The organism is Arthrobacter sp. 2RAF22, assembly GCF_052115325.1.
GTDB lineage: Bacteria > Actinomycetota > Actinomycetes > Actinomycetales > Micrococcaceae > Arthrobacter.
The window spans coordinates 31,377-57,284 of sequence record NZ_JBFRGL010000006.1 but is presented as its reverse complement, the minus strand read 5'-3'; the positions used below and the strand labels follow the sequence as shown (position 1 = coordinate 57,284).

The 25,908-nt window shown below is 63.9% G+C and carries 22 protein-coding genes; 12 read left to right on the top strand and 10 right to left on the bottom strand.

The window, feature by feature from the left end:
• Window positions 1-246: 246 nt before the first annotated feature.
• Together AB4068_RS07155 and AB4068_RS07150 are read right to left on the bottom strand one after the other, a co-directional pair.
• Window positions 247-525: a hypothetical protein gene (locus AB4068_RS07155; protein WP_284988926.1), complete on the bottom strand. Its 279-nt coding sequence runs from the start codon at window positions 523-525 to the stop codon at window positions 247-249.
• A 183-nt stretch (window positions 526-708) separates the two neighbouring features.
• Window positions 709-1,140: a MarR family winged helix-turn-helix transcriptional regulator gene (locus AB4068_RS07150; RefSeq protein WP_284988925.1), complete on the bottom strand. Its 432-nt coding sequence runs from the start codon at window positions 1,138-1,140 to the stop codon at window positions 709-711.
• Between the two features lie 100 nt (window positions 1,141-1,240).
• On the opposite strand from AB4068_RS07150, the gene AB4068_RS07145 reads away from it, so the two are divergent.
• On the top strand, window positions 1,241-3,127 hold the full coding sequence (locus tag AB4068_RS07145) for an ABC transporter ATP-binding protein (protein WP_441433016.1): 1,887 nt from the start codon (window positions 1,241-1,243) through the stop codon (window positions 3,125-3,127).
• Here AB4068_RS07145 and AB4068_RS07140 read toward each other — a convergent pair.
• Both AB4068_RS07140 and AB4068_RS07135 read right to left on the bottom strand, forming a co-directional pair.
• Entirely contained in the window at window positions 3,117-3,794 is a 678-nt protein-coding gene (locus tag AB4068_RS07140) for a response regulator (protein ID WP_284988923.1), read from the bottom strand. The two genes, AB4068_RS07145 and AB4068_RS07140, sit on opposite strands and share 11 nt — an antisense overlap.
• The gene (locus AB4068_RS07135) at window positions 3,791-6,439 is read right to left on the bottom strand and encodes an ATP-binding protein (RefSeq protein WP_306964576.1); all 2,649 of its coding nucleotides are present in this window, start codon (window positions 6,437-6,439) and stop codon (window positions 3,791-3,793) included. The genes AB4068_RS07140 and AB4068_RS07135 overlap by 4 nt, the downstream gene beginning before the upstream one ends.
• A gap of 400 nt (window positions 6,440-6,839) precedes the next feature.
• Between AB4068_RS07135 and AB4068_RS07130 the strand changes: the two genes are divergently transcribed.
• Complete coding sequence (locus AB4068_RS07130) at window positions 6,840-8,369, top strand: L,D-transpeptidase family protein (protein WP_441433015.1); 1,530 nt, start codon at window positions 6,840-6,842, stop codon at window positions 8,367-8,369.
• Entirely contained in the window at window positions 8,353-9,006 is a 654-nt protein-coding gene (locus AB4068_RS07125; protein ID WP_441433014.1) for a hypothetical protein, read from the top strand. The genes AB4068_RS07130 and AB4068_RS07125 overlap by 17 nt, the downstream gene beginning before the upstream one ends.
• A gap of 51 nt (window positions 9,007-9,057) precedes the next feature.
• On the opposite strand, the gene kdpC is transcribed toward AB4068_RS07125, so the two are convergent.
• The 4 genes from kdpC to AB4068_RS07105 are packed head-to-tail and all read right to left on the bottom strand — an operon-like array spanning window position 9,058 to window position 13,553.
• Complete coding sequence (kdpC, locus tag AB4068_RS07120) at window positions 9,058-9,666, bottom strand: K(+)-transporting ATPase subunit C (RefSeq protein ID WP_059388763.1); 609 nt, start codon at window positions 9,664-9,666, stop codon at window positions 9,058-9,060.
• A 9-nt stretch (window positions 9,667-9,675) separates the two neighbouring features.
• Window positions 9,676-11,802 (bottom strand): potassium-transporting ATPase subunit KdpB, encoded by a 2,127-nt coding sequence (gene kdpB / locus AB4068_RS07115; RefSeq protein WP_441433013.1) that lies wholly within the window; start codon window positions 11,800-11,802, stop codon window positions 9,676-9,678.
• A complete protein-coding gene (kdpA, locus tag AB4068_RS07110) occupies window positions 11,799-13,466 on the bottom strand; it encodes a potassium-transporting ATPase subunit KdpA (protein ID WP_441433012.1) in 1,668 nt (555 codons plus the stop codon). Before kdpA ends, kdpB begins: the two co-directional genes overlap by 4 nt.
• A 6-nt stretch (window positions 13,467-13,472) precedes the next feature.
• Window positions 13,473-13,553 carry a potassium-transporting ATPase subunit F gene (locus AB4068_RS07105; RefSeq protein WP_284988983.1) on the bottom strand — a complete coding sequence of 27 codons (81 nt, stop codon included), beginning with the start codon at window positions 13,551-13,553 and terminating at the stop codon, window positions 13,473-13,475.
• A gap of 385 nt (window positions 13,554-13,938) precedes the next feature.
• Here AB4068_RS07105 and AB4068_RS07100 point away from each other — a divergent pair, with 385 nt between their 5' ends.
• Window positions 13,939-15,915, top strand: coding sequence for a hypothetical protein (locus AB4068_RS07100; protein WP_059388766.1), 1,977 nt, complete (start codon window positions 13,939-13,941; stop codon window positions 15,913-15,915).
• A gap of 33 nt (window positions 15,916-15,948) precedes the next feature.
• On the opposite strand, the gene AB4068_RS07095 is transcribed toward AB4068_RS07100, so the two are convergent.
• Window positions 15,949-16,185: a hypothetical protein gene (locus tag AB4068_RS07095; RefSeq protein ID WP_059388767.1), complete on the bottom strand. Its 237-nt coding sequence runs from the start codon at window positions 16,183-16,185 to the stop codon at window positions 15,949-15,951.
• A gap of 188 nt (window positions 16,186-16,373) precedes the next feature.
• Between AB4068_RS07095 and AB4068_RS07090 the strand changes: the two genes are divergently transcribed.
• The 3 genes from AB4068_RS07090 (at window position 16,374) to AB4068_RS07080 (ending at window position 19,001) form a co-directional block, all read left to right on the top strand.
• Window positions 16,374-17,006, top strand: a complete 633-nt coding sequence (locus AB4068_RS07090) for a hypothetical protein (RefSeq protein WP_441433011.1) — start codon at window positions 16,374-16,376, stop codon at window positions 17,004-17,006.
• 73 nt (window positions 17,007-17,079) lie between these two features.
• A complete protein-coding gene (locus AB4068_RS07085; RefSeq protein ID WP_284988918.1) occupies window positions 17,080-17,214 on the top strand; it encodes a hypothetical protein in 135 nt (44 codons plus the stop codon).
• A gap of 230 nt (window positions 17,215-17,444) precedes the next feature.
• A complete protein-coding gene (locus tag AB4068_RS07080; RefSeq protein ID WP_441433010.1) occupies window positions 17,445-19,001 on the top strand; it encodes a zf-HC2 domain-containing protein in 1,557 nt (518 codons plus the stop codon).
• Window positions 19,002-19,140: 139 nt separating this feature from the next.
• Here the strand turns inward: AB4068_RS07080 and AB4068_RS07075 are convergent, their stop codons facing one another.
• Window positions 19,141-20,175, bottom strand: coding sequence for a LacI family DNA-binding transcriptional regulator (locus AB4068_RS07075; RefSeq protein WP_284988916.1), 1,035 nt, complete (start codon window positions 20,173-20,175; stop codon window positions 19,141-19,143).
• Window positions 20,176-20,462: 287 nt separating this feature from the next.
• Between AB4068_RS07075 and AB4068_RS07070 the strand changes: the two genes are divergently transcribed.
• The 5 genes from AB4068_RS07070 to AB4068_RS07050 are packed head-to-tail and all read left to right on the top strand — an operon-like array spanning window position 20,463 to window position 25,870.
• Window positions 20,463-21,782, top strand: a complete 1,320-nt coding sequence (locus tag AB4068_RS07070; RefSeq protein WP_059388771.1) for an extracellular solute-binding protein — start codon at window positions 20,463-20,465, stop codon at window positions 21,780-21,782.
• Window positions 21,783-21,785: 3 nt separating this feature from the next.
• Complete coding sequence (locus AB4068_RS07065) at window positions 21,786-22,688, top strand: carbohydrate ABC transporter permease (RefSeq protein WP_059388769.1); 903 nt, start codon at window positions 21,786-21,788, stop codon at window positions 22,686-22,688.
• Window positions 22,688-23,611, top strand: coding sequence for a carbohydrate ABC transporter permease (locus AB4068_RS07060; RefSeq protein WP_441433009.1), 924 nt, complete (start codon window positions 22,688-22,690; stop codon window positions 23,609-23,611). The genes AB4068_RS07065 and AB4068_RS07060 overlap by 1 nt, the downstream gene beginning before the upstream one ends.
• A 33-nt stretch (window positions 23,612-23,644) precedes the next feature.
• A complete protein-coding gene (locus AB4068_RS07055) occupies window positions 23,645-24,853 on the top strand; it encodes a Gfo/Idh/MocA family protein (protein ID WP_441433008.1) in 1,209 nt (402 codons plus the stop codon).
• Window positions 24,854-24,865: 12 nt separating this feature from the next.
• Window positions 24,866-25,870, top strand: a complete 1,005-nt coding sequence (locus tag AB4068_RS07050; RefSeq protein WP_441433007.1) for a sugar phosphate isomerase/epimerase family protein — start codon at window positions 24,866-24,868, stop codon at window positions 25,868-25,870.
• The last annotated feature ends 38 nt before the right edge of the window (window positions 25,871-25,908 follow it).

Here is a 25,908-nt window from a genome sequence, read left to right as displayed (position 1 = left end):
GGGTTCTCCTTGTTAGTGAAAGCTTGTCGACTTGCTTTCAATCCTAGGAATGGCCACCGGAATGAGGCAGGGTCCGCTATTACCTGTTTCCCGATGAACTCCGCGGGCCGGGGTTAGAGCGGCGGATATCTTCTGAGGCCTACCACTCCGCCTGCGGCGATGAGGGTTCCGCCGAAGGCCAACAGGATTCCAGCCACTGAAACGCTTGGAGCAATGGGATGGTCACTCTGGGCGGGGGCGCCCGGGTCAATCCGGGTAGCGGTCGCCGCAGAGGTTGAATTTTGCGTCGAGGGGCTCGGGCTGGAAACGATCGGCGAAGGCACTGTAGCTGTGGTTGCCGCCGGTGGCGCGGCCTGAGTTGGGTCCGCCCGCACGGTCACCGCCGTCGAAGGCGTTGAAGCGCCACCGGACGGAACCGCGACGCCGGGATCCGGCTGGGGTTGCGGTTGTACAGGCGGGATAGCCGTGGCCGACGGAGTGGGTTTTTCCGATGGCCGGGGAGATGGGGAGTTGGCGGGAGAGCACATGCCAACCACCCCCAGAAGCCCTTGCGAATCGCAGTTTGCGGCCCCCGCTCTCTCTGCTGGCGCAAGTGCGATCAGGCACAACGCGAAAGGGAGCGCGACGAGGGCAACTGGAACCTTCCGGCGAGTCATGGCTTCGACTCTACCTACTCTGCGGCAACTTGGCAGGCGGGCGGCGTTCGCTTCAGTCCCCGAGCTGACCCAGAATCCGGGCCAATTCGGCGCGATCTTCTGCGCTGAGCCGGGCAAAGTACTCGGAAGACTTGCCACGCCTTTCAGCGCTGATCTTCGCAAAGAGTTGCTGCCCGTCCCTGGTGGCGGCGACGAGGGTGGCGCGCCGGTCCGTGGGGTCCGGATCGCGGCGGACGAGGCCTTTGACCTCGAGCTGGTCCACCACTTCCGTGGCCGATCGTGGCGCAATGCGCAGCCGTTCCGCCAAGTCTTTCAGCCGAATCGGGTCCCCTGGCGCCGGGCGCATAAGAGTCATGAGCGCCCGCCATTGGTGCGGCGTCAGCTCCCACGGAGACAGCTGCTCGGCCCAGGTCCGGCGCAGCCCCCGGAAGGCGGCATGGAAGAGATCGCCAAGGTCGGCAGAATCTGAGGGCTGTGACTGCATTCTGTCAGTCTAGCAATTTGACCCGTAGCCACATAGTGAGGTAACCTCTGTATTAGTAGGCGCGATTCCCGCGCCCCGCTCGCCACTGGAGGTGGTGCTTATGACGGAGAACATCCTCACCCAAAATCCCCATCGACCGGGCGTCGGAGCCCGAAGTCCCGGCCGCGGCCCCGCCCGCCTCAATCCCGCGGACCGTACCCAGTTGAAACAGCACCCCGTGAGCCTCAAACGGATCGCCGGGCTGTTCACCCCGCACAAGGCGACCATCGCCGTCGTCGTGCTTCTCATCAGCGCTTCAAGCATCATCGGCCTGGCGCAGCCGTTCCTGGTCCGCCACATCATCGACGTCGCGCTGCCCGGCAAGGATCTGCCACTGCTCGCGTGGCTGGCCGCCGGATTGATCGCCGTGGCCGCCGCAACCGCGCTGATTGGCGTGCTGCAGACGTGGATGACCACGGGCATGGGCCAGAAGATCATGCACACCTTGCGCACGCGCCTGTTCACCCACTTGCAAAAGCAATCGCTCGGATTCTTTACCCGGACCCGCAGTGGCGAGGTGCAGTCGCGGTTGAACAACGACATTTCCGGCCTGCAGCAAGTCATCACCTCCACCGCGACCGGTGTTGCGTCCAACCTGACCACGGCCATTGCCACCGCCATCGCCATGGTGGCCATTTCGCCCGGGCTCTCGCTCTTGTCCCTGATAGTGATACCGCCGGCTGTTTGGTTCACGCGCCGGGTGGCCCTGCTCCGGCGCAACATCACGTCAACGCTGCAAAGCGAGCTGGCCACCATGAACACCCAGGTCGAGGAAGGGCTGTCAGTCTCCGGCGTCAGGCTCTCCAAAACCCTCGGAACCACCAAGCGCGACGCCCACCGCTACACGGAAAGCTCCAAAAGGCTGATCGGCCTGGAGATGCGCTCCCAGTTGGCCGGCCGCTGGCGCATGTCCACCATGGGCATAATCTTCTCGGCCATTCCGGCCCTGATCTACCTCGCCGCCGGACTGCCCGTCACCAGCGGCGGCATGACCATCGGCACGCTCGTGGCGTTCACCGCGCTGCAAGGCGCCATCTTCCGCCCGGTCATGAGCTTGCTGGATCTCGGCGTCCAATGGGTCACCGCAATGGCCCTGTTCAGCCGCATCTTTGAGTACCTGGACTTGGCTCCCGAGATCACTCCCCCGGCGCGGCCCGTCCCGCTGGACCCGGCCGCAGTGCGCGGCGAGGTCCGCTTTGAGGGCGTCCGTTTCGCGTACGACGGCGGCACGGACGTTCTGCTCGACGTCGACCTCACGCTTCCGGCCGGCACCAGCACCGCAATCGTGGGCCTCACGGGCTCCGGCAAATCGACGCTGGGCTCGCTGGTCCCGCGCCTGCATGACGCCACCGCCGGGCGGATCACCATTGACGGCGTCGACGTGCGCGACATCGCCCCTGAGGACCTGACGAAAATCGTTGGCGTGGTGTCCCAGGAGACGTACTTGATTCACGACACCGTCCGGGAAAACCTGCTGCTGGCTGCACCCGGCGCGGACGACGCAGTGCTGTGGAGCGCGCTGGCCTCGGCACAGATCGCGGACCTGATCGCAAGCTTGCCCGACGGCCTGGACACCATGGTCGGCGCCCGGGGCCACCGCTTCTCCGGAGGAGAACAGCAGCGCTTGGCGATTGCCCGAACCATCCTGCGCAATCCGAAAGTGCTGGTCCTCGACGAAGCTACCTCCGCCCTGGACAACGCAACCGAGGCTCATGTCCAGGCGGCGCTCGACCGGCTGGCCGTCGGCCGGACTACGCTCACCATCGCCCACAGGCTCTCCACCGTGGAGAAAGCCGATCAGCTCGCAGTGCTCTCGCGCGGTGCCATCGTGGAGTTCGGAACGCCCGGAAACCTTCGCGATTCAGGCGGCGCGTATGCGCGGCTTGTCGAGGCCGGGGAGACTGTCGGGTTTGCCGGTCATGCTGCCGCAGCAAGGCTCACGGCATGAACCGGTACCCGATCCCTACCTCGGTGATCAGATGGCGCGGGTTCCCGGGCTCCGGTTCCAGTTTCCGGCGGAGCTGGGCCATGTACACGCGCAGGTAATTGGCCTCCTTGGCGTAGGCCGGGCCCCACACCTCGCTGAGGAGCTGCTGTTGGGTGATCAGCTTCTCGGGATTGCGCACGAAAAGATCCAGGATCCTCCACTCCGTCGGCGTGAGGCGGACGTCTTCGCCGTCGCGCGTCACGCGTCTCATGGCAAGGTCCGCAGTGAACGATTCAGTGACCAGCACGGGCGCTTCTTCGCCCGGGTCAGAGGTGCGCCGCAGGATCGCCCGGAGGCGCGCGAGCAGCTCGTCGAGCCCGAACGGTTTGGTGATGTAGTCGTCCGCGCCGGCGTCCAAGGCTTCCACCTTGTCGTCCGAGCCGTGACGCGCGGAGAGGACCAGGATGGGTACGCTACTCCACTCACGCAAGCGGGTGATGACTGTGGTTCCGTCGATGTCTGGCAGCCCCAGGTCGAGGATCAAGACGCCAACCGGGTGCTGGGCGGCAGAGCGCAAGGCCGATTCGCCGTCGGACGCTGTGGCCACAGTGTAACCGTGGGCTTGGAGCGTAATCCGCAAGGCCTTGACGATGTGGGGATCGTCGTCCACAACCAGGACGTGGCTCATCCCGCCTCCCCGGAGGCGCTATCCGGACTGCCCGACGGCGGCATGTGGCGGTGCTGCAAAAGAACGGATTGCGCCTCCAAGGGAGCTTGCGCCTCCTCGTGCGGGATCGCGACCCCTGTGGATAGCGGAAGCCGGATGACCATGGTCAGGCCGCCGCCCGGAGTCTCTTCCGCGGTGAGCGTGCCTCCCATCGCCTCCGTGAATCCCTTGGCCACGGCGAGCCCCAAGCCAACCCCGGTGGTGGAAGGGACGTCGTTGAGCCGTTGGAACGGCTGGAACATCCTGACGACGCTTTCGGCGGGGACTCCTTGGCCGTGGTCGATGATGCGCAGTTCTCCGGACGGCCTCCCGTCCAGGGTGGACGAGCTGAAGCCACCAGCGGCTCCCACCAGCACAACATCGGAATCCGGAGCGTACTTGATGGCATTCTCCACGATGTTTGCGATAACGCGTTCCAGCATCCCGGCGTCGGCGTCGATCTCCGGCATGTTCCCGGGCAGGTCGACGCGCACCCGCCCCGGCGGCATGCCGTGGAGGGCCGTGGGGATCACTTCGTACCAGCGCACCGGGCGAATGAGGGCGTTCACCGAGTCCGAGGTAATGCGGGACATGTCCAGGAGGTTCCCCACGAGGACGTCGAGCCTGTCCGAGCATTCCTCGATGGTTGCCAGCAGTTCCTGTTCCTCCTCCGGTGTGTAGTGGACGTTGCTTTGCCGCAAGCCGCCGACGGCCAATTTGATCCCGGCCAGCGGAGTCCGCAAGTCGTGGGAGACCGCGCGCAGGATGGAGGTTCGCATGGTGTTGCTTTCGGCCAAGCGCCTGACTTCACGTCGGCTTGCCGCCAATTGCCGCCGCTCGAGCTGGGCCGAAAGGTGCGCGCCGAAGGCGCTGAGTAGGCGGCGGTCGCTGGCTGGCAGGATGCGGCCGGACAGGACCAGGCGGGTTCCGGCGTCGATCTGTTCGGTGTTTTCGCCGCCGTCGGCAGGGAGGGGTGCGGCCTCTCCGGCCTTGGCGACGAGGCGCCAGCCGCCCGCCGTCCCGCCGCCCGGGCCCGCCGTGCCAGCCCTGTACAACGCAGCCCCGCGCATCTGGAATACGTCCAACGCTTGCTTCAAAAGTCCTTCGACGGTGTCCTCGGCGCTCGATGCCCCGCGCGTGAGGTCACCCAGGGTGGTGGCCTCGGCACGGGCACGGGCGGCTTCCTTGGAGCGCCTGGCCGAGACGTCCACCACGGCCGCAACAGCGGCTGAAACGCCCACGAAAACCAGCAACGCGATGATGTTCTCGGGGTCGCTGATGGTCAGGGTCCCCACGGGCGGTATGGAGAAGAAGTTCACCAACAGGCTGCTCCACAAGGCACCGAGCAGAGCGGGCCACAACCCGCCCACCAGGGCGACGGCAACCGAGCCCGTCAACTGGAGGAGCACCGCCGTCGTGATGTTGTGGGAAGGACTCGCCGCCAGCAGGAGCTGCAAAAGAACCGGCAGGACCACCGCCATAGCAAACCCGACGACCACCCTTGTGCGGCCAAGGTCCCGCTGCCGTGGACGGTCCACGCCCCGGCCGCCCAAGGGATGCGAAACCATGTGCACGTCAATATCGCCGGAGTCACGCACCACCCGGTTGCCGATCCCCCGCCCGGTCAGCCTGGCGACGAGGCTCCGACGCCGGGAAATCCCGACGACGATCTGCGTCGCGTTCACGCTGCGGGCAAAGTCAAGCAAGGCCTTCGCCGGGTCCTCCCCTGCCACCGTGTGGTAGCTGCCACCCAAGTCCCGGACCAACAGGCGCTGGGCTTCCAGCGCCTGCGGAGATTCCGAGGCCACACCATCAGCGGCGCGGACGTGCACGGCGAGCAGGTCGCCGCCATTGACGCGCTTGAGGATCCGGGCGGCCCGGCGGACAAGGACCTCCCCTTCCGGCCCGCCTGTGAGGCCGATGACGATGCGTTCGCGGGCGGGCCAGCTCGCCTCGATCCCCTGTTCCGAACGGTACTTCGCGAGCCCTTCGTCCACGCGGTCGGCCAGCCACAGCAGCGCCAGTTCCCGTAATGCCGTCAGGTTGCCCATCCGGAAATAGTTGGACAGGGCAGCGTCGATCTTGTCCGCCGAATAGATCTTGCCGTCGCCCAGCCGTTGCCGCAACAGCTCCGGTGAGATGTCCACAAGATGGATTTGATCGGCACGCCGCACGACGTCGTCGGGCACTGTCTCCGCCTGCCGGACGTCGGTGATGGCACTCACGACGTCACCAAGGGAAGCCAGGTGCTGCACGTTGACGGTGGAGAGGACGTTGATGCCGGCGTCGAGCAGTTCCTCGACGTCTTGCCAGCGCTTTGCGTTGCGGCTTCCGGGGATGTTCGAGTGGGCGTATTCGTCGACGACGGCGATGCGCGGCTTGCGTGCCAAGACCGCGTCGACGTCCATCTCTTCAAAGCTGGTGTCCCGGTACGCAATCGTGTGCGGCGGGATGACTTCCAATCCGTCCATCAAGGCACGGGTGTCGCTGCGCCCATGGTCCATGGCGAAGGCCACCACCACGTCTTCACCGCGGCCGCGCAGCCGGTGAGCCTCCTCAAGCATGGCGTAGGTCTTCCCTACTCCCGGGGCTGCCCCGAGGAAAATGCGCAACGTTGCCCGTGCCATGTGGTCATTCTTTCACTTGTTTAACGCGTCGGTTGCCCGCAAGAAAGCCAGCCTTTTTGACCGGCGCGTCTGCCCGCCGGGGAACTTTCGGAGCGGTAGTCTCACGATCAGCAATACATGTGCCTCGGGGGATGGTTCTCTTTACGGCTGCGTCACCGCGGCCACTGTCCTTGCCGACCGTGGCTTCGGTTTGAGCGTGGCGGTAAAGGAGAAAGCAATTACTGGCATACAAGATAGCCCCAGGATGTCCACCGGGCGCGCACGCCTTCAATTCCCCCGTACACAGCGCCTCCATCGATTCGGAGCCGCAATAGCAATTGGCGTTTGCCTGTCCCTGTTGCCCGCCCCGGCCATGGCAAGCCCAACACCTGCACCGTCACCCTCAGCCTCCACGGACTCCGTGGCACCACAGGTTCCCGGGACCGGGGTCCCCGCGCAGGTGCCTGTGACGCCGTCGCCATCATCGACGACGTTACCCGCGCCCGGGCCGACCGGTCCGGCCCCGACGCCGGCTCCCACCGCGACGCCGGTTCCGACACCGGGCACCACGCCGCCAAAGGCAATCGAACCTTCGCCCGCCACGTCAGCCACCCCTGCACCTTCCTCCACAACCGTAAAGGCATCTGGCTTCGCCGTCCCTGGCGCGATCGGCGCCAAGCACGAAAGCCTCGGCGGTGACGCCGGCGGACTCGGCCCGGCGATTGCGGAGCAACAGTGCGATCTCCCCGGAGGGGCTTGCCGGCAGCAATTCCAGAGGGGGTGGATCTACTTCGTCCCGGGATACGGGACGTTCGCAGTTTGGGGCGCGATCAACGGCCGCTACCAACAGCTGTCCGCAGACACGGGCGGTCTGGGGTACCCGAGCAGCGACGAGCAATGCGGACTGTCTGGAGGGGTATGCTCCCAGCAGTTCCAACGCGGATCCATCTACTTCGTCCCGGGATACGGGACGTTCTCCGTTGTGGGCGCCATCAGTGGCCGCTACCAGTCCCTGGGCGGCCTCAGCGGCTACCTCGGAGCCCCGCACGGTGACGAGCAGTGCGGCCTGCGGTTCGGCGGCTGCTCGCAACAGTTCACGCGGGGAAAGATCTACTTTACGATAGGCGCCGGAACCCAGCCGGTTTGGGGCGGCCTTGGCAGTTTCTACGACTCCCGCCATTCCCAGGACGGCGTCATCGGGTACCCCGTCACGGGCGAAGCCTGCGACGGGGCCGGGAACTGCAGCCAGAGCTTCCAGTTCGGACAGCTTCAGTGGATCAACGGTGGAGGTGTCAGGTATACGATCGCCACCGCAGGGTACTGCCCCGCTTTGAACTCCGGCGCCGTGAAGTACCCGACTAACGGGGCGCAAAGGGTGTCCCTGGCGGTAGCGGACGCGTACCGTGCAACCCAGGTATCGATGATCACCTGCGTCCGCAGGCCCGGTGACGGGCAGTACGTGAAGGAGTGGGGTGCGATCGGCTCCGCCGGGGAGTCGGGGTTCGCCGGTCCCGGCGTGGCAACCGGCCCCACTTGGCAGGCGTTCTCGCCCACAGGTTCGTTCACGGTGACCGAAGCGTTCGGCCTCGGCAACCCGGGAACGGCCCTGTCCTACCGGACGCTGAACCAGTTCTCGCGCTGGGGCGGCAGGCTCAATGCGAACTACAATCAGTACTTCGAATCCAGCTCGGACATCTTCCCGGACGAGAACATGTGGTACTTCGCGACCCGGCCAACGCACGATTATCGTCAGGGAGTGGTCATCAATTACAACCGGCCACCGGACTCGCCCATCGTCATGAACGCCGGATTCGCGATCTTCATGCACGGCAACAACAAGCCCACCTGGGGTTGCCTCGCGTTCAACGATCCGGACTTGCTGCAGTTCATGCGCACCGCTCAGGCCGGGGACCGGATTGTGATGGGAGTTGGCTATGAAATCTTCTGGTAGGAGCGTCCGCACCTGGGCGGTGCCACTGTCCGTTGCCCTGGCCGGGCTCTTGCTGACTGCTTGCCAGGGCGGCTCGGAGCCAAGTGGCTCAGCGGCGAGCCCGGTACCAGCCAGCGCCCTGGCCTCTCCAAAAACCGATGCCACGGCCTCCCCGGGCACCACGGCCATGGACGGCAGGATCATCGGGACCCCCGACGCGCAGGCCTGCAAAGTGCCTGACACAGACGAGATCCGGCAAAAGCTTGGAGCCATTGCCGCGCAGATCCAGCAGGGTGTGCAATCCGTCACGGAAACCCAAGGCGTAAAAGAAACGAGTTGCACTTTCAGCTTGGTGGGTGTGCCCAACGGACAGGATCCGGATCCGGGCAACGCCCTGACCATTTCCACAACCGTGTACCCGGACACGGCTGCCTTGGGCAAAGTGGAACTGCCTCGGCTCATGATGTCCCCCAAGTCCGTCGACGGCGCAGGCGAACGGGCTTGGTACGCGCGGAACCAGTTGTCCTCGAGTACCGAGTACGTCCTTGAATCAGCTTCGAAGAACGTCATCACGAGGATCACGCTGGCCGTCCCTGTCCAAGCACCGCCGGTCGAACAGTCCCAGGACAAACTCACCTCGCTACTGCAAGCTCCCTGACGCGGGACGGCCAGCCACTTCACATGGCCGGTTTCCTTTAATTGGTTTCCTTTATTTGGCTGCAACTGCCGCCACGTCCAGGTTCAGCTCGGTGACGTTGACGGACGGCTGCCCAAGGAAGGCCTCAAGTCCGGTGACGGTTCGGCGGTCAACCATGGCCTGCACCGTCTCGGGACTCAGCCCGTGCGCCTTTGCCACCCTGGGCACTTGGAGGCGGGCGTAGGCAACCGAGATCTGCGGGTCCAGCCCTGAACCGCTCGCCGTCACGGCGTCCGCGGGGACGTCAGACTCCTTGACACCTTCCGCAGCGGCAACGGCGGCACGGTTGGCTTTGACGGCGTCGAGCAGTTTGGGATCGTTGGGTCCCAGGTTGCTGGCAGTGGATGCCCCCGGGTCCCACTTGGCCGCCGAGGGGCGGGCGTGGAACCACAGCGGGTTCTGGGTGCCGGCGTCGTTGGCAGAGACTTGCGCGATCAGGGCAGAAGCGGCGGGCTTACCTGCCGCGTCTTTCACGATGGAGCCATTGGCTTGGAAAGGCGCAACGGCCTGGCCGATACCGAAAATCGCCAATGGGTAGATCAATCCAAGGACCACGGTGGCCAGGAGCAAGAACCGAAGAGCCGTTCCTGCTTGCCGAAAATAGCCGGGAAGGGTGTTCATGGTTGTCTCCTAGCCGATGCCGGGGATGAGGGAAATGAGCAGGTCGATGAGCTTGATCCCGATGAAGGGAGCCACAAGACCGCCGAGGCCATAAATGGCCAGGTTCCGGGCCAGTGCCTGGTTTGCCGAGACAGCGCGGTACTTGACGCCCCGCAAGGCGAGCGGCACCAGGGCAATGATGATCAACGCGTTGAAGATCACGGCGGAGAGGATCGCCGAGGACGGCGAGGCCAGGCCCATGATGTTCAAGAGCCCGAGTCCGGGAAAGGCGCCTGTGAACAGGGCTGGCACGATTGCGAAGTACTTCGCCACGTCGTTGGCGACCGAGAACGTGGTCAAGGCGCCGCGGGTGATGAGCAACTGTTTGCCGATGCCCACGATGTTGATGAGTTTGGTGGGATCCGAGTCCAGATCCACCATGTTGGCAGCCTCCTTGGCAGCCGGAGTACCCGAATTCATGGCGACGCCGACATCCGCCGCTGCCAGCGCGGGGGCATCGTTGGTGCCGTCGCCCGTCATGGCCACCAGCCGGCCGTGCGCCTGTTCTTCCTTGATGACAGCGAGTTTGTCCTCCGGAGTGGCCTCGGCGACGAAATCGTCGACGCCTGCCTCTGCAGCGATTGCCTTGGCCGTGATGGGGTTGTCACCCGTGATCATCACCGTCCGGATGCCCATCCGGCGCAGTTCGGCAAAGCGGGCATGCATGCCCGGCTTGACCACGTCGGCGAGGTGGATCGTGCCGAGGACCCGGGCTCCGCCGTCGTGCCCGACGCCGGCCACCAACAGCGGGGTGCCGCCCTGGGCTGAGATTTCCCGCACCTTGCGGTCCACTTCGGCGGGCGTCTGGCCACCGGCGTCCGCCACGAACTTCGCGACGGCGGTAGCGGCGCCCTTGCGGATCTTCCGCCCGTCGAGGTCCAGGCCGCTCATCCGCGTGCTCGCGCTGAACTCGACAATTGCGAACTCTTCCGTGCCCTTCAGGAGAGCGGCAAGGTCCGGGCCGCCGACGCCCTTTTCCGCTGCGAGATCCACGATCGAGCGTCCCTCCGGCGTCTCGTCGGCAAGGCTGGATAGCCGGGCAGCCTCGATGAGTTCGGTCCGCTCGACGTCGTGGGCGGGGAAGAAGTTGACCGCGCGGCGGTTGCCGTAGGTGATGGTGCCGGTCTTGTCGAGCAGGAGGGTGGTGATGTCTCCCGCGGTCTCCACGGCGCGGCCGGAAGTGGCCAGGACATTGTGCTGCACCAAGCGGTCCATGCCAGCGATGCCGATAGCCGGCACGAGCGCGCCGATCGTCGTCGGGATCAGGCAGACCAGCAGCGCCACCAGCACGATCGGCGAGGGCGTTGCCCCCGGCAGGGAAGCGAACGGCGCCAAGCTCATGGTGACCGCAAGGAACACGATGGTGAGCGAGACAAGGAGGACGTGGAGGGCGATTTCGTTGGGCGTCTTTTGCCGAACAGCGCCTTCCACAAGCTTGATCATCCGGTCAATGAACGTTTCGCCCGCCTCAGCCGTAATGCGAACGGCGATGCGGTCCGAAAGGACCTTGGTGCCGCCGGTCACGGAGGAGCGGTCGCCACCGGATTCACGGATCACGGGCGCCGATTCACCCGTGATGGTGGATTCGTCCACGCTCGCCAGGCCCTCGATAATCTCGCCATCGGAGGGGATGACGTCCCCTGCTTCGCACATGACGACGTCGTTCTTCCGCAGTTCCGTTCCCGGCACTTCCTTGAGGGTGCCGTCCTCCAGCCGAAGCCGGGCAACGACACCTTTCCTGCTGGCCCGGAGACTGTCTGCCTGGGCCTTGCCGCGGCCCTCGGCGATGGCTTCCGAGAGGGTTCCGAAGAGCACCGTCAGCCAAAGCCAGATTGTCACCGATACGCCGAACACTGCTGGCTTGAGGATGCAGATGGCCGTGCAGAGAGCCGCCCCTACCAGCACGGTGAACATCACGGGAGAGTGGATCATCTGGCGTGGCCCCAGTTTCCGTACTGCAACCGGCAGCGCAGTCCGGATACTGGCAAGGTCCAGCTTTGCCGGTGCCTTGGTGTGGTGCTTGTGCTCTCCCGGAGTTCCCAGGGGATTTCCGTCTGCGTAGGTCCGGGCGGCGGTGTCCGTTGTGGACGGGGTCATTTGAGGAGTCCTTCTGCGAGGGGGCCCAGGGCGAGGGCAGGGAAGTAGCTCAACGCCGTCATGATCACCGTGACGGCGAGCAAGAGCGAACCGAAGAGCCAGCCATGGGTGGGCACTGTTCCGGCGGATGCCGGGATCCGGGGCTGTTTTGCCAGGGATCCTGCCAGGGCCAACACCAGCACGATGGGGAGATAGCGGCCAAGCAGCATGGCGATTCCCATCATGGTGGACAGGTAGGGGCCGGAGGTGGTGATACCGGCGAACGCGGAGCCGTTGTTGTTGGCTCCGGAGGTGAAGGCGTACAGCATTTCGCTGAATTGGTGCGGTCCGGTTGCAGGGGCGTTGGCAACGGCGTCCGGGAGAAGGACGGTGATTCCAGCCGTGGCCAGCACGATGACGGGCGTCACCAGGATGTACATGGCCGTGAGCTTCATCTCGCGTGGCCCGATCTTCTTGCCCAGGAATTCCGGAGTGCGGCCCACCATGAGCCCGGCGATGAACACGGAGACGATCGCGAGCATGAGCAGGCCATAGAGCCCCGACCCCGTGCCGCCCGGGGCCACCTCGCCGAGCATCATGTTGACCATGGCCACGCCGCCGGCCAAGGGCGGAAGCGAATCGTGGGCCACGTTGATCGCTCCCGTTGAAGTCAGGGTGGTGGCCGTGGCAAAGATGGAACTCTGCGCCGCGCCAAAACGCTGTTCAAAGCCCTCGCCCAAACCGCCGGCTGCCGCCGTTGCCGTTCCCGCAGTGCCGGCAACGGCCCAGCCCATCAGCAAGGTGGACGCCAGCCAGAGCATGCCCATGACACCGACTACTGTGTGCCCCTGCCGCTGGTCCCCCACCATACGGCCATAGGCGTACGGCAAGGCAGAAGGAATGAGCAGGACCAAGAAGACCTCGAACATGCTGATGAAGACGTTCGGGTTCTCAAACGGGTGCGAGGAATTGGCGTTGAAATAGCCGCCGCCGTTGGTGCCGAGGATCTTGATGGCCTCCTGGGAGGCCACCGGCCCGCCGGGGATGGTCTGGGTGACGCCTGTTGCTTGGTTGACGACGTCGGTGGACCAAAAGTTCTGCACCACACCGCCAATCACCATCACGATGGCCGCGAGCGCAGCCATCGGAAGAAGTACACGGAACGAGGTGCGGGCAAGGTCCACCCAGAAATTCCCCAGCCTGTCAGTCCGGGTGCGAGCGATGCCGCGGATCAGGGCAATCACCACCACGATTCCGACTGCGGCAGAGAGAAAGTTCTGCACGGCCAGCAGGCACATCTGTACGAAGATGCCCATGGTGGTCTCGGGGACGTAAGTCTGCCAATTGGTGTTCGTCGCGAAGGAGATGGCCGTGTTCATGGCCGTCCAGGGATCCACGCCGGCCAGGGAATTGTTCCCTGGCAGGACGCCTTGGAGCCGCTGGAGCAAGAACACCACCAGGATGGACACTGCAGAGAAGACCAGGACACTGCGCAGGTAGATCGACCAGCTCTGTTCGGCGCCGGCATCCACTCCCGCGAGGCGGTAGAACAGCCTCTCCGCCCGAGATGACTTCTTGCCGTCAAACACGAGGGCAAGGTAGATGCCCAGGGGCTTGTGCACCAAGACCAACAGCAAGAGCAGGACAACCACCTGGGTGAGGAAGGAGGCAACGCTGAAAACCATCCCGCATCACCACTTTTCCGGGTGGATCAACACGGCCAACAAGTAGCCGAACAGACACAGGCCTGAAATGAACAGGACCAACCACATCACGGCGTCCGCGCTCATTGCCCGCTCACCGGCCCATCGCCGTCGACGATTTTGCCCAGAAGGTGGGCAATCCACATCACGATCCCCATGGACACCACGAAGATCCCCACAACAGCCACGTCGGCCATTGGAACGTCCTTTCATCCGCGCCCCGTTTGCGGGGCTGATGCCAGTCAACTCCCCGGCAGACGGCGAAAATCGGTTCCTGATGGTTCCTTAACACCGCAGGGCCGAATCTTGACGGCTTCTTAACAGGCGCAAAGTGGATTCCGGGAAATCGACGTTAAGGATTCATCAAGATCGGCTTCAACCAGCGAAAACACCTGTGGCCGGTGTTATGTTCAGCAATGATCGCGGTGCCTGCGCGTCGCGCGGAAAGGACACCATGACTACCTTGAGCAGGCCCCCGGCTGATCCTTCGGCCCCACGGCCCGGAGGCATGGCCTCCCTTCGGACATGGTTGCTGTTCGGACTGCAAGACTCCAAAGGATCGCACCAAGGACCTGGTGCGGTGGGCGATCCCCATCTGAAGAAGCATTCGTGGTGGCAGGTCATGTGCCTCACCGGCGTCGACTATTTCTCCACCCTCGGCTACCAGCCGGCCATCGCAGCCTTGGCCGCCGGAGTGATTTCGCCGTTGGCCACCATCGTCCTGGTGGCCGTCACGCTGCTGGGTGCCCTGCCTGTGTACCACCGCGTCGCGGGTGAAAGCCACCGTGGCGAGGGATCAATCGCCATGCTTGAGCGCCTCTTGCCACGATGGGGAGGAAAGCTCCTCGTCCTCGTTCTCCTCGGGTTCGCGGCGACGGACTTCATGATCACCATGACCCTCTCGGCCGCGGACGCCACGGCCCACGCAATCCAGAATCCACTCGCCCCGGGCTGGCTGCAGGGACAGAACATCCTGGTCACTTTGTTCCTTCTGGCCCTGCTGGCCGCAGTATTCCTGCGCGGATTCAAGGAAGCCATCGGCGTGGCGGTGGTTCTGGTCATCGTCTATCTGGGCCTCAACGTCGTGGTCGTGTTCTCAACGTTTGTGGAAGTGTTCGCACATCCGGTCGCAGTGGGTGACTGGTGGCATGCACTTTCCACTTCGCACGGAAACCCGTTCATGGTGATCGGCATCGCGCTACTCGTTTTCCCCAAACTCGCCTTGGGCCTGTCCGGTTTCGAGACGGGAGTCGCCGTGATGCCCCAGATCCGCGGACGTGCCTCGGACACGGAGGAAAACCCTGCCGGACGGATCAAGGGAACCCGCCGTCTCCTGACCACGGCCGCGGTCATCATGAGTTCGTTCCTGATCGCCACCAGCTTCACCACCGTTGTGTTGATTCCGGACCAGGAATTCCAAACCGGCGGCCAAGCCAATGGACGGGCCCTGGCATTCCTTGCGCACCAATATCTCGGCGTGGGGTTCGGCACTGTCTACGACCTAAGCACCATCGCCATCCTGTGGTTCGCAGGCGCCTCCGCCATGGCGGGGCTGCTGAACCTGGTCCCGCGGTACCTGCCGCGATATGGAATGGCACCGGGATGGGCCCGGGCAGTGCGCCCCCTCGTGTTGGTATTCACCCTCATCGGGTTCCTGATCACCTTCCTGTTCAACGCCGACGTCGACGCCCAGGGTGGCGCGTACGCCACCGGGGTGTTGGTGCTGATGACGTCGGCCGCCGTGGCGGTGACCCTCTCCGCCCGCCGTTTGAGGCAGCGCAAGCGCACCGTCGGATTCGGCGTCATCGCCCTTGTCTTCATCTATACGACAATTGCCAACATCTTCGAACGTCCCGAAGGCATCCGGATCGCCGCGATCTTTATCGTGGGGATTATCGTGATCTCCCTGCTTTCCCGGATCCGGCGCTCGTTTGAATTGCACGCGACCCACGTCCACCTGGACCGCCAGGCGCTGGAATTCATGTCCACCAACCTAAGTGGCCCGATTGCGCTCATCGCCCACGAACCCCTCCGCCTCACCGCGGAGGCCTACCGGGACAAACTCACCTCAGCGATCGAGGTCAGCCACATTCCGGTGGATTACCAGGCGCTCTTCCTGGAAGTGATAGTGGACGATTCCTCCGACTTCGAAACCGCGCTCGAAGTCCACGGCGTGGTTCGGCACGGACACCAGATCCTCGAAGTCCACGGCCCGGTGGTCCCCAACACCATCGCCTCGGTGCTGCTGCACATCCGCGACGTGACCGGCCTCATGCCGCACATCTACTTCCGCTGGACCGAAGGCAACCCGGTCATCAATCTCCTTCGCTTCCTGTTCCTGGGCGAGGGAGAGATCGCTCCAGTCACCCGGGAAGTGCTGCGTGAAGCCGAACCCGATGTCAGCCGCCGCCCGTGGGTCCACGTGGGCTAAGCGCGGCTACAAGGTGGCCTGACGGCGATGCCGTCAGGGCCGCTCAGGCACCTCGCCGTTCGCTACCGCTTCGATCCAGTCGACCGCCTCGTCCGAGAAATAGAACCCCGAAGGCCCGTTCTCACCAACCCACCAGGCATCGGAAGTAACAACACCTCCAACTTGGGCGATCTCGGCAAGCACCTCGGGGGACACTGCGTCGCCATTGTTCTCGATCAGCCATTCTTGGGTGGACGGCTTCAGCTTCGGCCACCAGTGCTCGATACTCATGGCCGAAGTCTGCCATGCCTGCCCCATTTGCTCGAGCCTTGACCGTTAAGAGAGTGCTAAATCTCCGCCCTGCCGCATATGGAAACCGTAAAGACCACCGGTGGCGGGTCCTTTCGGTGATCTGATCGAGTGAAGAATTCACGGCCACCCGGGCTGTGGACTGGTCCTCCGCAGGAGCTGACGTAAGCATGAAGCGCTTTGGCTTTACCCACGGAACGGCACCCGACACCACGGTTCCCGGCAGCAGCCCGATCGACTATGTTGTGGTCGACGACGTCGGTGATTTCTCGTACTATCCGTCCGAGGCCGCCATGCTCGACAACTTGGAATACGTTGACGAAGCAGCATGCATCCTTGACCGAGCCGGAAACGACTACCGCCTGACCATGGATAAGGACAGGCACCTGCGCCTGGGCCCTTCGTTGGGCACTGTCGAATTCAACTGGCTCCGCCAAGCGTGGACAACCAACCAACGTCGGAATATGCAGACCCACCCCTTACAACGGTTCTCCCCGGAAACGTTGGAAGCCCTCCTTGCCGGATTGTTTGAAATGCTTTACCTCGAACAATCCGGCAGGACCACGGATGCGCCGTGGGTGTTGGAGGTGGATGGCGAAGTAACCCATCCTGCGACGCTCCAAGAAGTCAACGGCCTCCTCACACGCGAGGATCACCTCGAACGAGTCACGGTGCATGACCCATTCGGCCACGACTATCAGCCAATCCGACACGCAGGGCACCGCTTCTCCTTTCCCACCGGGAGGTCCATCTACTACGTCGAGGTTCCTGGGAGATTCAAGCGGGACGGCGTCCACCACTGAGGCCACCCGCACGGCACGCAAATACTTCTCCGCACTTGCGACATGAATCGTCTGCACGCGCCATACAGTAGGCATGAAGATCCAAACAGCGGCTGCGGTGCCCGTCGCGGATGGCATGTGGCTGCTTCTGACCCGGTGGCGGGACCAGAGCCTCGTTGCGCAGCTCAGGACGCGGCAACCGGCACGCGGCGATTTGCTTCGTCAATAGACGCGATCCCCGAACCGATGGAGCCTTCCGAGAACGACGTCGTCGACCAAGTGCCCGTCCGCGGGCGCCACCGGGCCGCACCACTGAGGAACAAATGGCTGATCACCCTTTTCGCGAGAAAAGATTCCAAACCTGCGTCATGAATTCCGGGTCCGCCCACTGTGTCTATATGGTCGGAAATATTTATGCTCGCAGGGAAGCCAGTAATGGCGCCTAGTACTACCTCTTCAATGGCCGACGCTGTTAGCGACAGTGAAATAATCGCCATGGTCCGCGGTGGAAACCTGGATGCGTATGACGGGCTGTACGCTCGCCATGTTTCCATCGCTTCTACCGTTGCCCGCAGGAACGTTGACAACCTCAGCGATGCCGACGACGTCGTCGCCGAAGCATTCCGGTCGGTCCTGCAGAGCCTTGTCGAGGGCAAGGGGCCTGAACAATTCTTCCGTGGGTACCTGTTGTCCACGGTGACCAGGCTTTCCCATCATAGGAACCGGAATGCCCGCCGCGCCCTGCCGACCGCCGACGAGGCTGTTCTTGACCACAAAATGACACCCGGGGATCCGGTCGTCCAGGCTTTCGAATCCCATACCGTGGCCCGTGCCTTCCGATCACTGCCGGAACGATGGCAATCGGCCCTGTGGTACCTGGACGTGGAACGGATGAAGCCCGCCGTCGTCGCTCCGATCCTCGGGCTCTCGCCCAACGCTGTCTCCGCACTGGGCGTGCGCGCGAGGGAAGGATTGCGCAAACAGTATTTGCAGATGCACGTCAGCGAGACTCCGCAAGGCACCTGCACGAAAGTCGTACCCCAGCTCGGATCCTATGTTCGCGGGGGCTTGTCCAAACACGCCGAGGCAAAGGTCCGGGATCACCTTGACGAGTGCGCCAAGTGCACGGCCGTGCTGCTGGAGCTCAGGGACGTGCAGGCAACCATGCGGGCCGTGCTCCTGCCATTGATGACAGGCGTCCCGCTGGCAGCATGGGGAAGCGGCGCCTCGGGGCTGGGCATTGCAGGGCAGTTTCCTTCAGCGCCGGTGGCATCCGGGATGACCCGGATCTCACAGCCTCTATTGATGTCTATCCTCGCTAGCCTCGCAGTAGGGCTGGTCGTGGCAGGGGTCGGTTTTGTCCAGGTCCTGGGTGGCCAGCCGGCGCCGCAGGGATATCAGGATGCGCAGATACAAACAACCGGGTCTGCCCGGCCGACGCCGGCGCCGTCCCGAGACCAGTCCCCCACCCGTGTTGCCTCCGAAGCGCTCCCGCCGCTTCCTGCGCTGCCGGACGAAGCGGCGACGCCTGTGATCACCGAACCCCTCTTTGCGACACCGGCGCCGGCACGAGGGCCCGCGCCAGCCAGCACACCATTACCCATTGCCGTTCCCGTGCGGACCCCGGCTCCCACGCCGACGCCGACGCCGACGCCGACGGCAAATCGCGGGAAGATCAGCGGTACAGCGAGTCGGACAGACACGGGTGCGGACCCCACGACGGCGACGCTCGAGACCGTCTTCACCCTGTCCCGAGGAATCGGGAATGCCACAGCCGACTTCTCGATCAACGCGCCCGGCACAATTTCAGGCGGATCCGTTACTGCCCCCTCGGGCTGGAGTTGCTCGGCGAAGCCACTGGATCCTTCCGGCATCAGTTGCACCACAAATTCGGCACAACCCGGCGAACTGACCTTCCGGCTCAACGTCACCGTCGTGAACCAGGGCGTCCACACCTTGACGTATGGCCTGAGTGGAACCGGGATTGCAACGAGCACATTCCGCTACGACTTCTGACAGATCAATCGGCCCAAATTAGACCCTGACGCGCGGAACACCAAGCTGAGGGAAGACCACCGCCCCGTCGTCGGGCTCGAAGATGTGAGCTAGCGTCGGCGAAAACACCCCCAAAAGTGAGCGGGGGTCCGGACTAGGCCTACGCCGGCGGGGCGGTGGATTCGCGGACCACAAGGTGCGTGGCGAGTTCCACGCGCCGCGAGTCCAATGCGTCACCGCGCATTTGGCGGAGCACGAAGCGCAGGGCGGCACGGCCCATCTCCTGCAGCGGCTGGGATACGGACGTCAGCGGCGGCACCGATTCCTCTGCTTGGTAGGTACCGTCGAATCCCACCACGCTGATGTCCTCCGGGATGCGGATCTTTTGCCGCCGCGCCTCGGCGAGCACACCCAGGGCGATGCTGTCGCTTGCGGCAAAGATGGCCGTTGGGCGCTCTTCGAGTTGAAGCAGGGTTTTCATTCCCGCCACCCCGTTCTCGGAGCGGAAGGGCCCTGACAGGATGTAACGCTCCTCGACGGGCACACCATTCGCCATCAGCGCCGCCATGTAGCCGTGGAGACGGGCCTGGTTGCACTCGGCGCCTTCCGGGCCACCCAGGTAGGCGATCCGGCGGTGCCCTAGATCCAACAGGTGCGCCGTGGCGGCCTTGCCCCCGGCCCAGTTGCTGGCACCGACGCTGACCACGTCACCCGGCGGCGGGTTGAGCGGGTCGATGACCACGATGGGTATCTGCCGCCGTCGAAATGGATCCAGCTGGGCCGAACTGAACGCCGAGGTCACCACGATCATGCCGCTGCGGCCTTCGTCGACGATCCGCTGCGCCCGCTGCTCGAGGCTCAGCTTCGACGCCGACTGCTGGCCGGTGATGTTGAGCAGGACTTCGACGTCGGAGGCGGCCGCGTGCTCCAACACGCCGTTGAGCACTTCCACCCCATACGCCGAATTCAAGGTGTCGAACACAACCTCCACCACGGGCCGGCGGCCGGCGGTGTTCTTTCGCTGAAGCGGCGACTTGTATCCCGTCCGCTCCAAGGCGGTCAGAACTTTGGCGCGCGTGTCAGCTGCAACATCCTCGCGCCCATTGACCACCTTCGAGACGGTCGGCATCGAGACGCCCGCTTCCCGGGCAATGGCGGCCAATGTCACCTTGGCGGAACTTTCACTGCTGGCCATGGATCCTCAACTCTTTCGAAATATTTCGCTGACACAAGTGTGGGCGGCGAGGCAAGCAGAGTCAATCGCCATTTCGTAAAAGAGTTGAACTTTATGCCCGAATCGCCTTGACGGTGACCCAGACCACAGCTAAATTTGCCTAACGGACCGAAAAGATTATCGAAATATTTCGAAGATTCGGATCAAGCATATTCAGCGGCAGTGCAGCCTCGCTCCCCGAAGGCCGGACTCCCGAAACCAATAGCCGGGCAATCAGCGTCGAGCCCGGAGGACGAATGGAATTGCAAATGGTAAAACTCACGTTGCGCACGGCAGCGATCGCCGTCACTGCCGCGGCCGTATCGATCTCCCTCGCAGCCTGCGGATCAAGTGGACCGGCAAGTTCGGCAGGAAACGCCGATTCGGCCACCATGTGGGGCCTCACGGGCGGTAACCAGCCCGTACTCCAGAAGTCCATCGATGCATGGAACAAAGCCCACCCGGACGAGGCCGTCAAGCTCGACTTCTTCGCGAACGACGCGTACAAGACCAAAGTGCGCACCGCCGTCGGCGCCGGCCAAGGACCCACCTTCATTTACGGTTGGGGCGGTGGCGTGCTGAAGTCCTATGTCGACGCCGGCCAAGTGGCCGACCTGTCGGACTTCGTATCGTCAAACCCGGATGTCAAGAGCCGCTACCTGCCGTCCGTGCTCAAGAACGGCGTGATCGACGGCAAGACGTATGCCCTGCCCAACAACAACGTGCAGCCCGTCGTCCTGTACTACAACAAGGAAGTCTTCGATAAGATCGGCGCCCAGGCCCCCAAGACCTGGGATGAACTCATGGCCCTGGTGCCGAAGTTCAAGGCTGCAGGCATCGCTCCCTTCTCCCTGGGCGGCCAGTCCAAGTGGCCTGACCTGATGTGGCTCGAATACCTGGTGGAGCGCATCGGCGGACCCGAGGTCTTCGCTAACATCGCCGCCAACAAGCCCGGCGCCTGGTCCGACCCCGCCGTCAAGGCAGCCCTCAGCAAGATCCAGGACCTGGTGGACGCCGGCGGATTCGCCAACGGATTCTCCTCCATTGCCGCCGACAGCAACGCGGACCAGGCCCTCCTTTACACCGGCAAGGCCGCCATGATCCTGCAGGGTGGCTGGATCTACCAGAGCATGAAGAAGGACGCCGCGGACTTCGTCAAGAACGGCAAGCTGGGCTACGTCACCTTCCCCACCGTGTCCGGTGGCAAGGGCGATCCTGCCAACGTCGTGGGCAACCCTTCCAACTTCTGGTCGATCTCTTCCAAGGCCACTGACAGCCAGAAGAAGGCGGCGCTCGACTACGTCAAGAGCGGAATGTTCACCGACGCCGACACCCAGTCCTTGATCGACTCCGGAGCGGTTCCCGTGACCACGGGCATCGAAAGCAAGCTGGCCGCATCACCGGACAAGGATTTCCTGAGCTACGTGTACGGCATGGCCAAGAACGCACCGAGCTTCACCCTCTCCTGGGACCAGGCCCTCAGCCCCGCCCAGGGAGACGCCATGTTGGCGAACCTGGACCAGATCTTCCTGAAGAAGATCAGCCCCGATCAGTTCGTCTCAACCATGAACGCCACGATCGGAAAGTAACCAGTGTCTACCTCAACCGGTTCTTCCCGGCGGGTCCTTGAAAAGGGCCCGTCGGGGTGGCTGGCCGCACCAGCCCTTGTCTTCTTCCTCCTCTTCGCCATCATCCCGCTCTTCGGCGTGCTCTTCCTCAGCTTCACCAAATGGGACGGGCTGGGCGAAATCAAACTGGACGGCTTGTCGAGCTGGACCACGGTCCTGACCGATCCCGTCACCGGCAATGCGCTGTGGGTCACGGCCAAGATCATGTTCTTCTCGTTCATCGTCCAAGCCCCCATCAGCTTGCTCCTCGGAGTTTTCACGTCCGCGTCCCAGAAATACCGCGCGGCCCTCGCAGTCCTCTACTTCGTGCCGCTGCTGCTGTCCTCCGCGGCCGTCGCGATCGCATACAAGGCCCTCTTGGACCCGAACTTCGGACTCGGTCCGGGCTTGGGCCTTCCATTCCTCGCCCAGGACTGGCTCGGCAACTCGGATCTGGTGCTGTTCGTCGTCGTCTTCGTCATCGCCTGGCAGTTTGTCCCGTTCCACACACTCATCTACCAAGGCGGCGTGCGCCAGATCCCGGCGTCGCTGTATGAAGCGGCCCAAATCGACGGCGCGGGGCGCGTCCAGCAGTTCTTCGCCATTACCTTGCCCCAGTTGAAATACACCATCATCACGTCCTCGACCCTTATGGTGGTCGGCTCACTGGCCTACTTCGATCTCGTCTTCGTCCTCACCGGCGGAGGCCCCGGCTATTCCACGCGGCTGCTACCGCTGCACATGTACCTGACCGGCTTCAAGGCCAACGACATGGGAGCGGCGAGCGCCCTCGGCGTCATCCTCGTGGTGATCGGCCTTGCACTGGCCCTGCTCCTGCAAAGACTCGGTGGCAAGAACCGCAACGCAAGCCAATTGGAAGGTGCCTGATGGCTTCCACAACCCAGATTCCCGCACCGCCGGCAAGGCCCAACGCGCCAAGCAACAAGCAAGGCCACAAACATGGCGAGCGAGCAAAAGGCTCCAAGGGCCCCGGCCGGCTCCGCCCCAACTACCTGGGCGGCCTGGGCGGCTGGCTTTGGCTGGCGATCATCATCGTTCCCATCTACTACGTGGTGGTGACCAGCCTGAAGAACCAGGCCGGGTTCTTCACCTCGAACCCGATGATGCCGCCCACCGAGCCGACCCTGGACAACTACAAGCTGGTCCTGGACAACGACTTCGCCATGTACTTCTTCAACAGCCTGATCGTCACAGTGGGCAGTGTCGTACCTGCACTCTTGGTCTCGTTCATGGCCGCCTACGCGATCGTCCGGGGGAAGGGCCGGTTCCTGACGTGGACGAACAACACGTTCCTCTTGGGCCTGGCGATTCCCTTGCACGCCACGATCATTCCCATCTATTGGATGATCACCAAAGCGCATCTCTATGACACCTTGTTGGCGCTGATCTTGCCCTCCATTGCCTTCGCGATTCCCATTTCCGTCCTCATCCTGAGCAACTTCATGCGCGATGTACCCAACGAGTTGTTCGAGTCCATGCGGCTCGATGGTTGCTCGGACTGGGCCATGATGTGGCGGCTCGCGCTGCCCATGACGCGCCCCGCCGTCGTGACCGTGGGCATCTACAACGCGCTCGGCGTCTGGAACGGCTTCCTGTTCCCGCTGATCCTGACCCAGAGCCCGTCCACCCGCGTGCTTCCGCTGTCCTTGTGGACCTTCCAGGGCGAATTCAGCGTGAACATCCCCGCCGTGTTGGCTTCCGTGGTGCTCGCCACCTTGCCGCTGCTGGTCATCTATGTGGTGGCTCGCCGCCAGCTGCTCAGCGGGTTGACCGCAGGATTCAGCAAATAGCCAACGCTCTTTGAAAGCACGAAAGGAAACACAATGACTACCGCAAAGCCCTTGCGGGTCGGCATGGTCGGCTACGCGTTCATGGGCGCCGCCCACTCCCACGCTTGGCGGACAGCGCCGCGGTTCTTCGATCTCCCGCTTGACCCCCAGCTCACCGCACTGTGCGGCCGGAACGACGACGGCGTCCGCGCCGCCGCGGGCAAGCTCGGCTGGGGATCGGTGGAGACTGATTGGCGCCGGCTCCTCGAGCGGGACGACATCGACCTGATCGACATCTGCACCCCGGGCAATACGCACGCCGAGATCGCGATCGCAGCCCTCGAAGCGGGCAAGCACGTGCTCTGCGAGAAACCCCTCGCCAATTCTGTGGCGGAGGCGGAGCGCATGACCGAAGCCGCCCAGGCCGCGGCAGAACGCGGAGTGTTCTCGATGTGCGGCTTCAGCTACCGCCGCACCCCTGCTTTGGCGCTGGCCAAGCGGATGGTCGAAGAGGGCCGGCTCGGAAACATCCGGCACGTGCGGGCGCAGTACCTGCAGGACTGGCTTAGCGACGAAAACGCGCCCATGACCTGGCGGCTGGACAAGTCCAAGTCCGGATCGGGCTCCTTGGGCGACATCGGAGCGCACAGCATCGACGCTGCGCAGTGGGTCACCGGGCAGCAGATCACGGGCGTTTCCGCACTCCTGGAAACCTTCGTCCACGAACGTCCGCTGGCCGGTGACCTCGTCGGGTTGGGCGGCCATGGCGACGTCGGCGCGGATGCGCCGCGCGGCGCGGTCACGGTCGATGACGCCGCCATTTTCACCGCCCGCTTTTCTGGCGACGGGCTCGACGGCGGCACTACTTCCGCGGGCGCCGTCGGGGTCTTCGAGGCCACGCGGTTCGCGCTGGGACGCAAGAACGCCATGCGCCTGGAAGTCAACGGGACCAAGGCCTCCCTCGCGTTCGACTTCGAAGAGATGAACGTCCTGTCCTTCTACGACGCCGCGGAATCCCCCGACGCCGGATTCCGCCGGATCTTCGTGACGGAGCCCGAACACCCCTACGTCGGCAACTGGTGGCCCACCGGGCATGGCCTCGGATACGAGCACGGCTTCACGCACCAAGTGGTGGACCTCGTGAGCGCGATCGGCGCAGGCGAGCAGCCCTCGCCGTCGTTCGCTGATGCCCTGCAGGTGCAAAAAGTGCTGGCCGCCGTGGAAGGCAGCGCCGCAGAGTCCAGCCGCTGGCAGAAAGTCTAGGAGGGAACACCGATGACAAGACCCATCACACTGTTCACCGGCCAATGGGCCGATCTGCCCTTCGAAGAGGTCGCCCGGCTCGCGGGCGAATGGGGCTTCGACGGGCTCGAAATCGCCTGCTGGGGCGACCACCTGGACCCCCACCGGGCCTCCATCGACGACAGCTATGTCCAGGAACGCCTCGACATCCTGGAGAAGAACGGCCTCAAGGTCTTTGCGATCGCCAACCATCTCACCGGCCAAGCCGTGTGCGACGACCCCATCGATGAGCGCCACCGGGACATCCTCTCCGACGAGGTTTGGGGCAATGGCGATCCTGAAGGAGTCCGCCAACGCGCTGCCGAGGCCATGAAGGACACGGCACGGGCCGCGGCACGCCTCGGCGTCAAGACCGTCACGGGATTCACGGGCTCCTCCATCTGGAAGGCAGTGGCCATGTTCCCGCCCGCCTCGGAGGCGATGATCGAGCGTGGCTACCAGGATTTCGCGGACCGCTGGAACCCGATCCTCGACGTGTTCGACGAAGTCGGGGTCCGCTTCGCCCTGGAAGTCCACCCCTCCGAGATCGCCTACGACTACTGGACCGCGAAACGTGCCCTGGAAGCCGTGGGGCATCGCGAGAGCTTCGGGCTGAACTTCGATCCATCCCACTTCATCTGGCAGGACCTGGACCCCGTCATGTTCCTCCAGGATTTCGCGGACAAGATCTTCCACGTGCACGTTAAGGAATCCATCCGCCAGCTCAACGGACGCAACGGCCGGCTCGGCTCCCACTTGCCATGGGCGGATCCGCGCCGGGGCTGGGACTTCGTCACCGCAGGCCATGGCGACGTGAAATGGGAGCCGATCTTCCGCACCCTCAATGCCATCGGCTACGAGGGGCCAACCAGCGTCGAGTGGGAAGACGCGGGCATGGACCGACTCGTGGGAGCACCGCAATCCTTGGCCATGGTCCGGGAACTCGCCGCCATCGCCCCGCCGGTCGCCGCTTTCGACGCGGCCTTCTCAAGCCGCTAACCATTTCATTTTCGGCTCTCCGGCCGTATTTCTCAGCA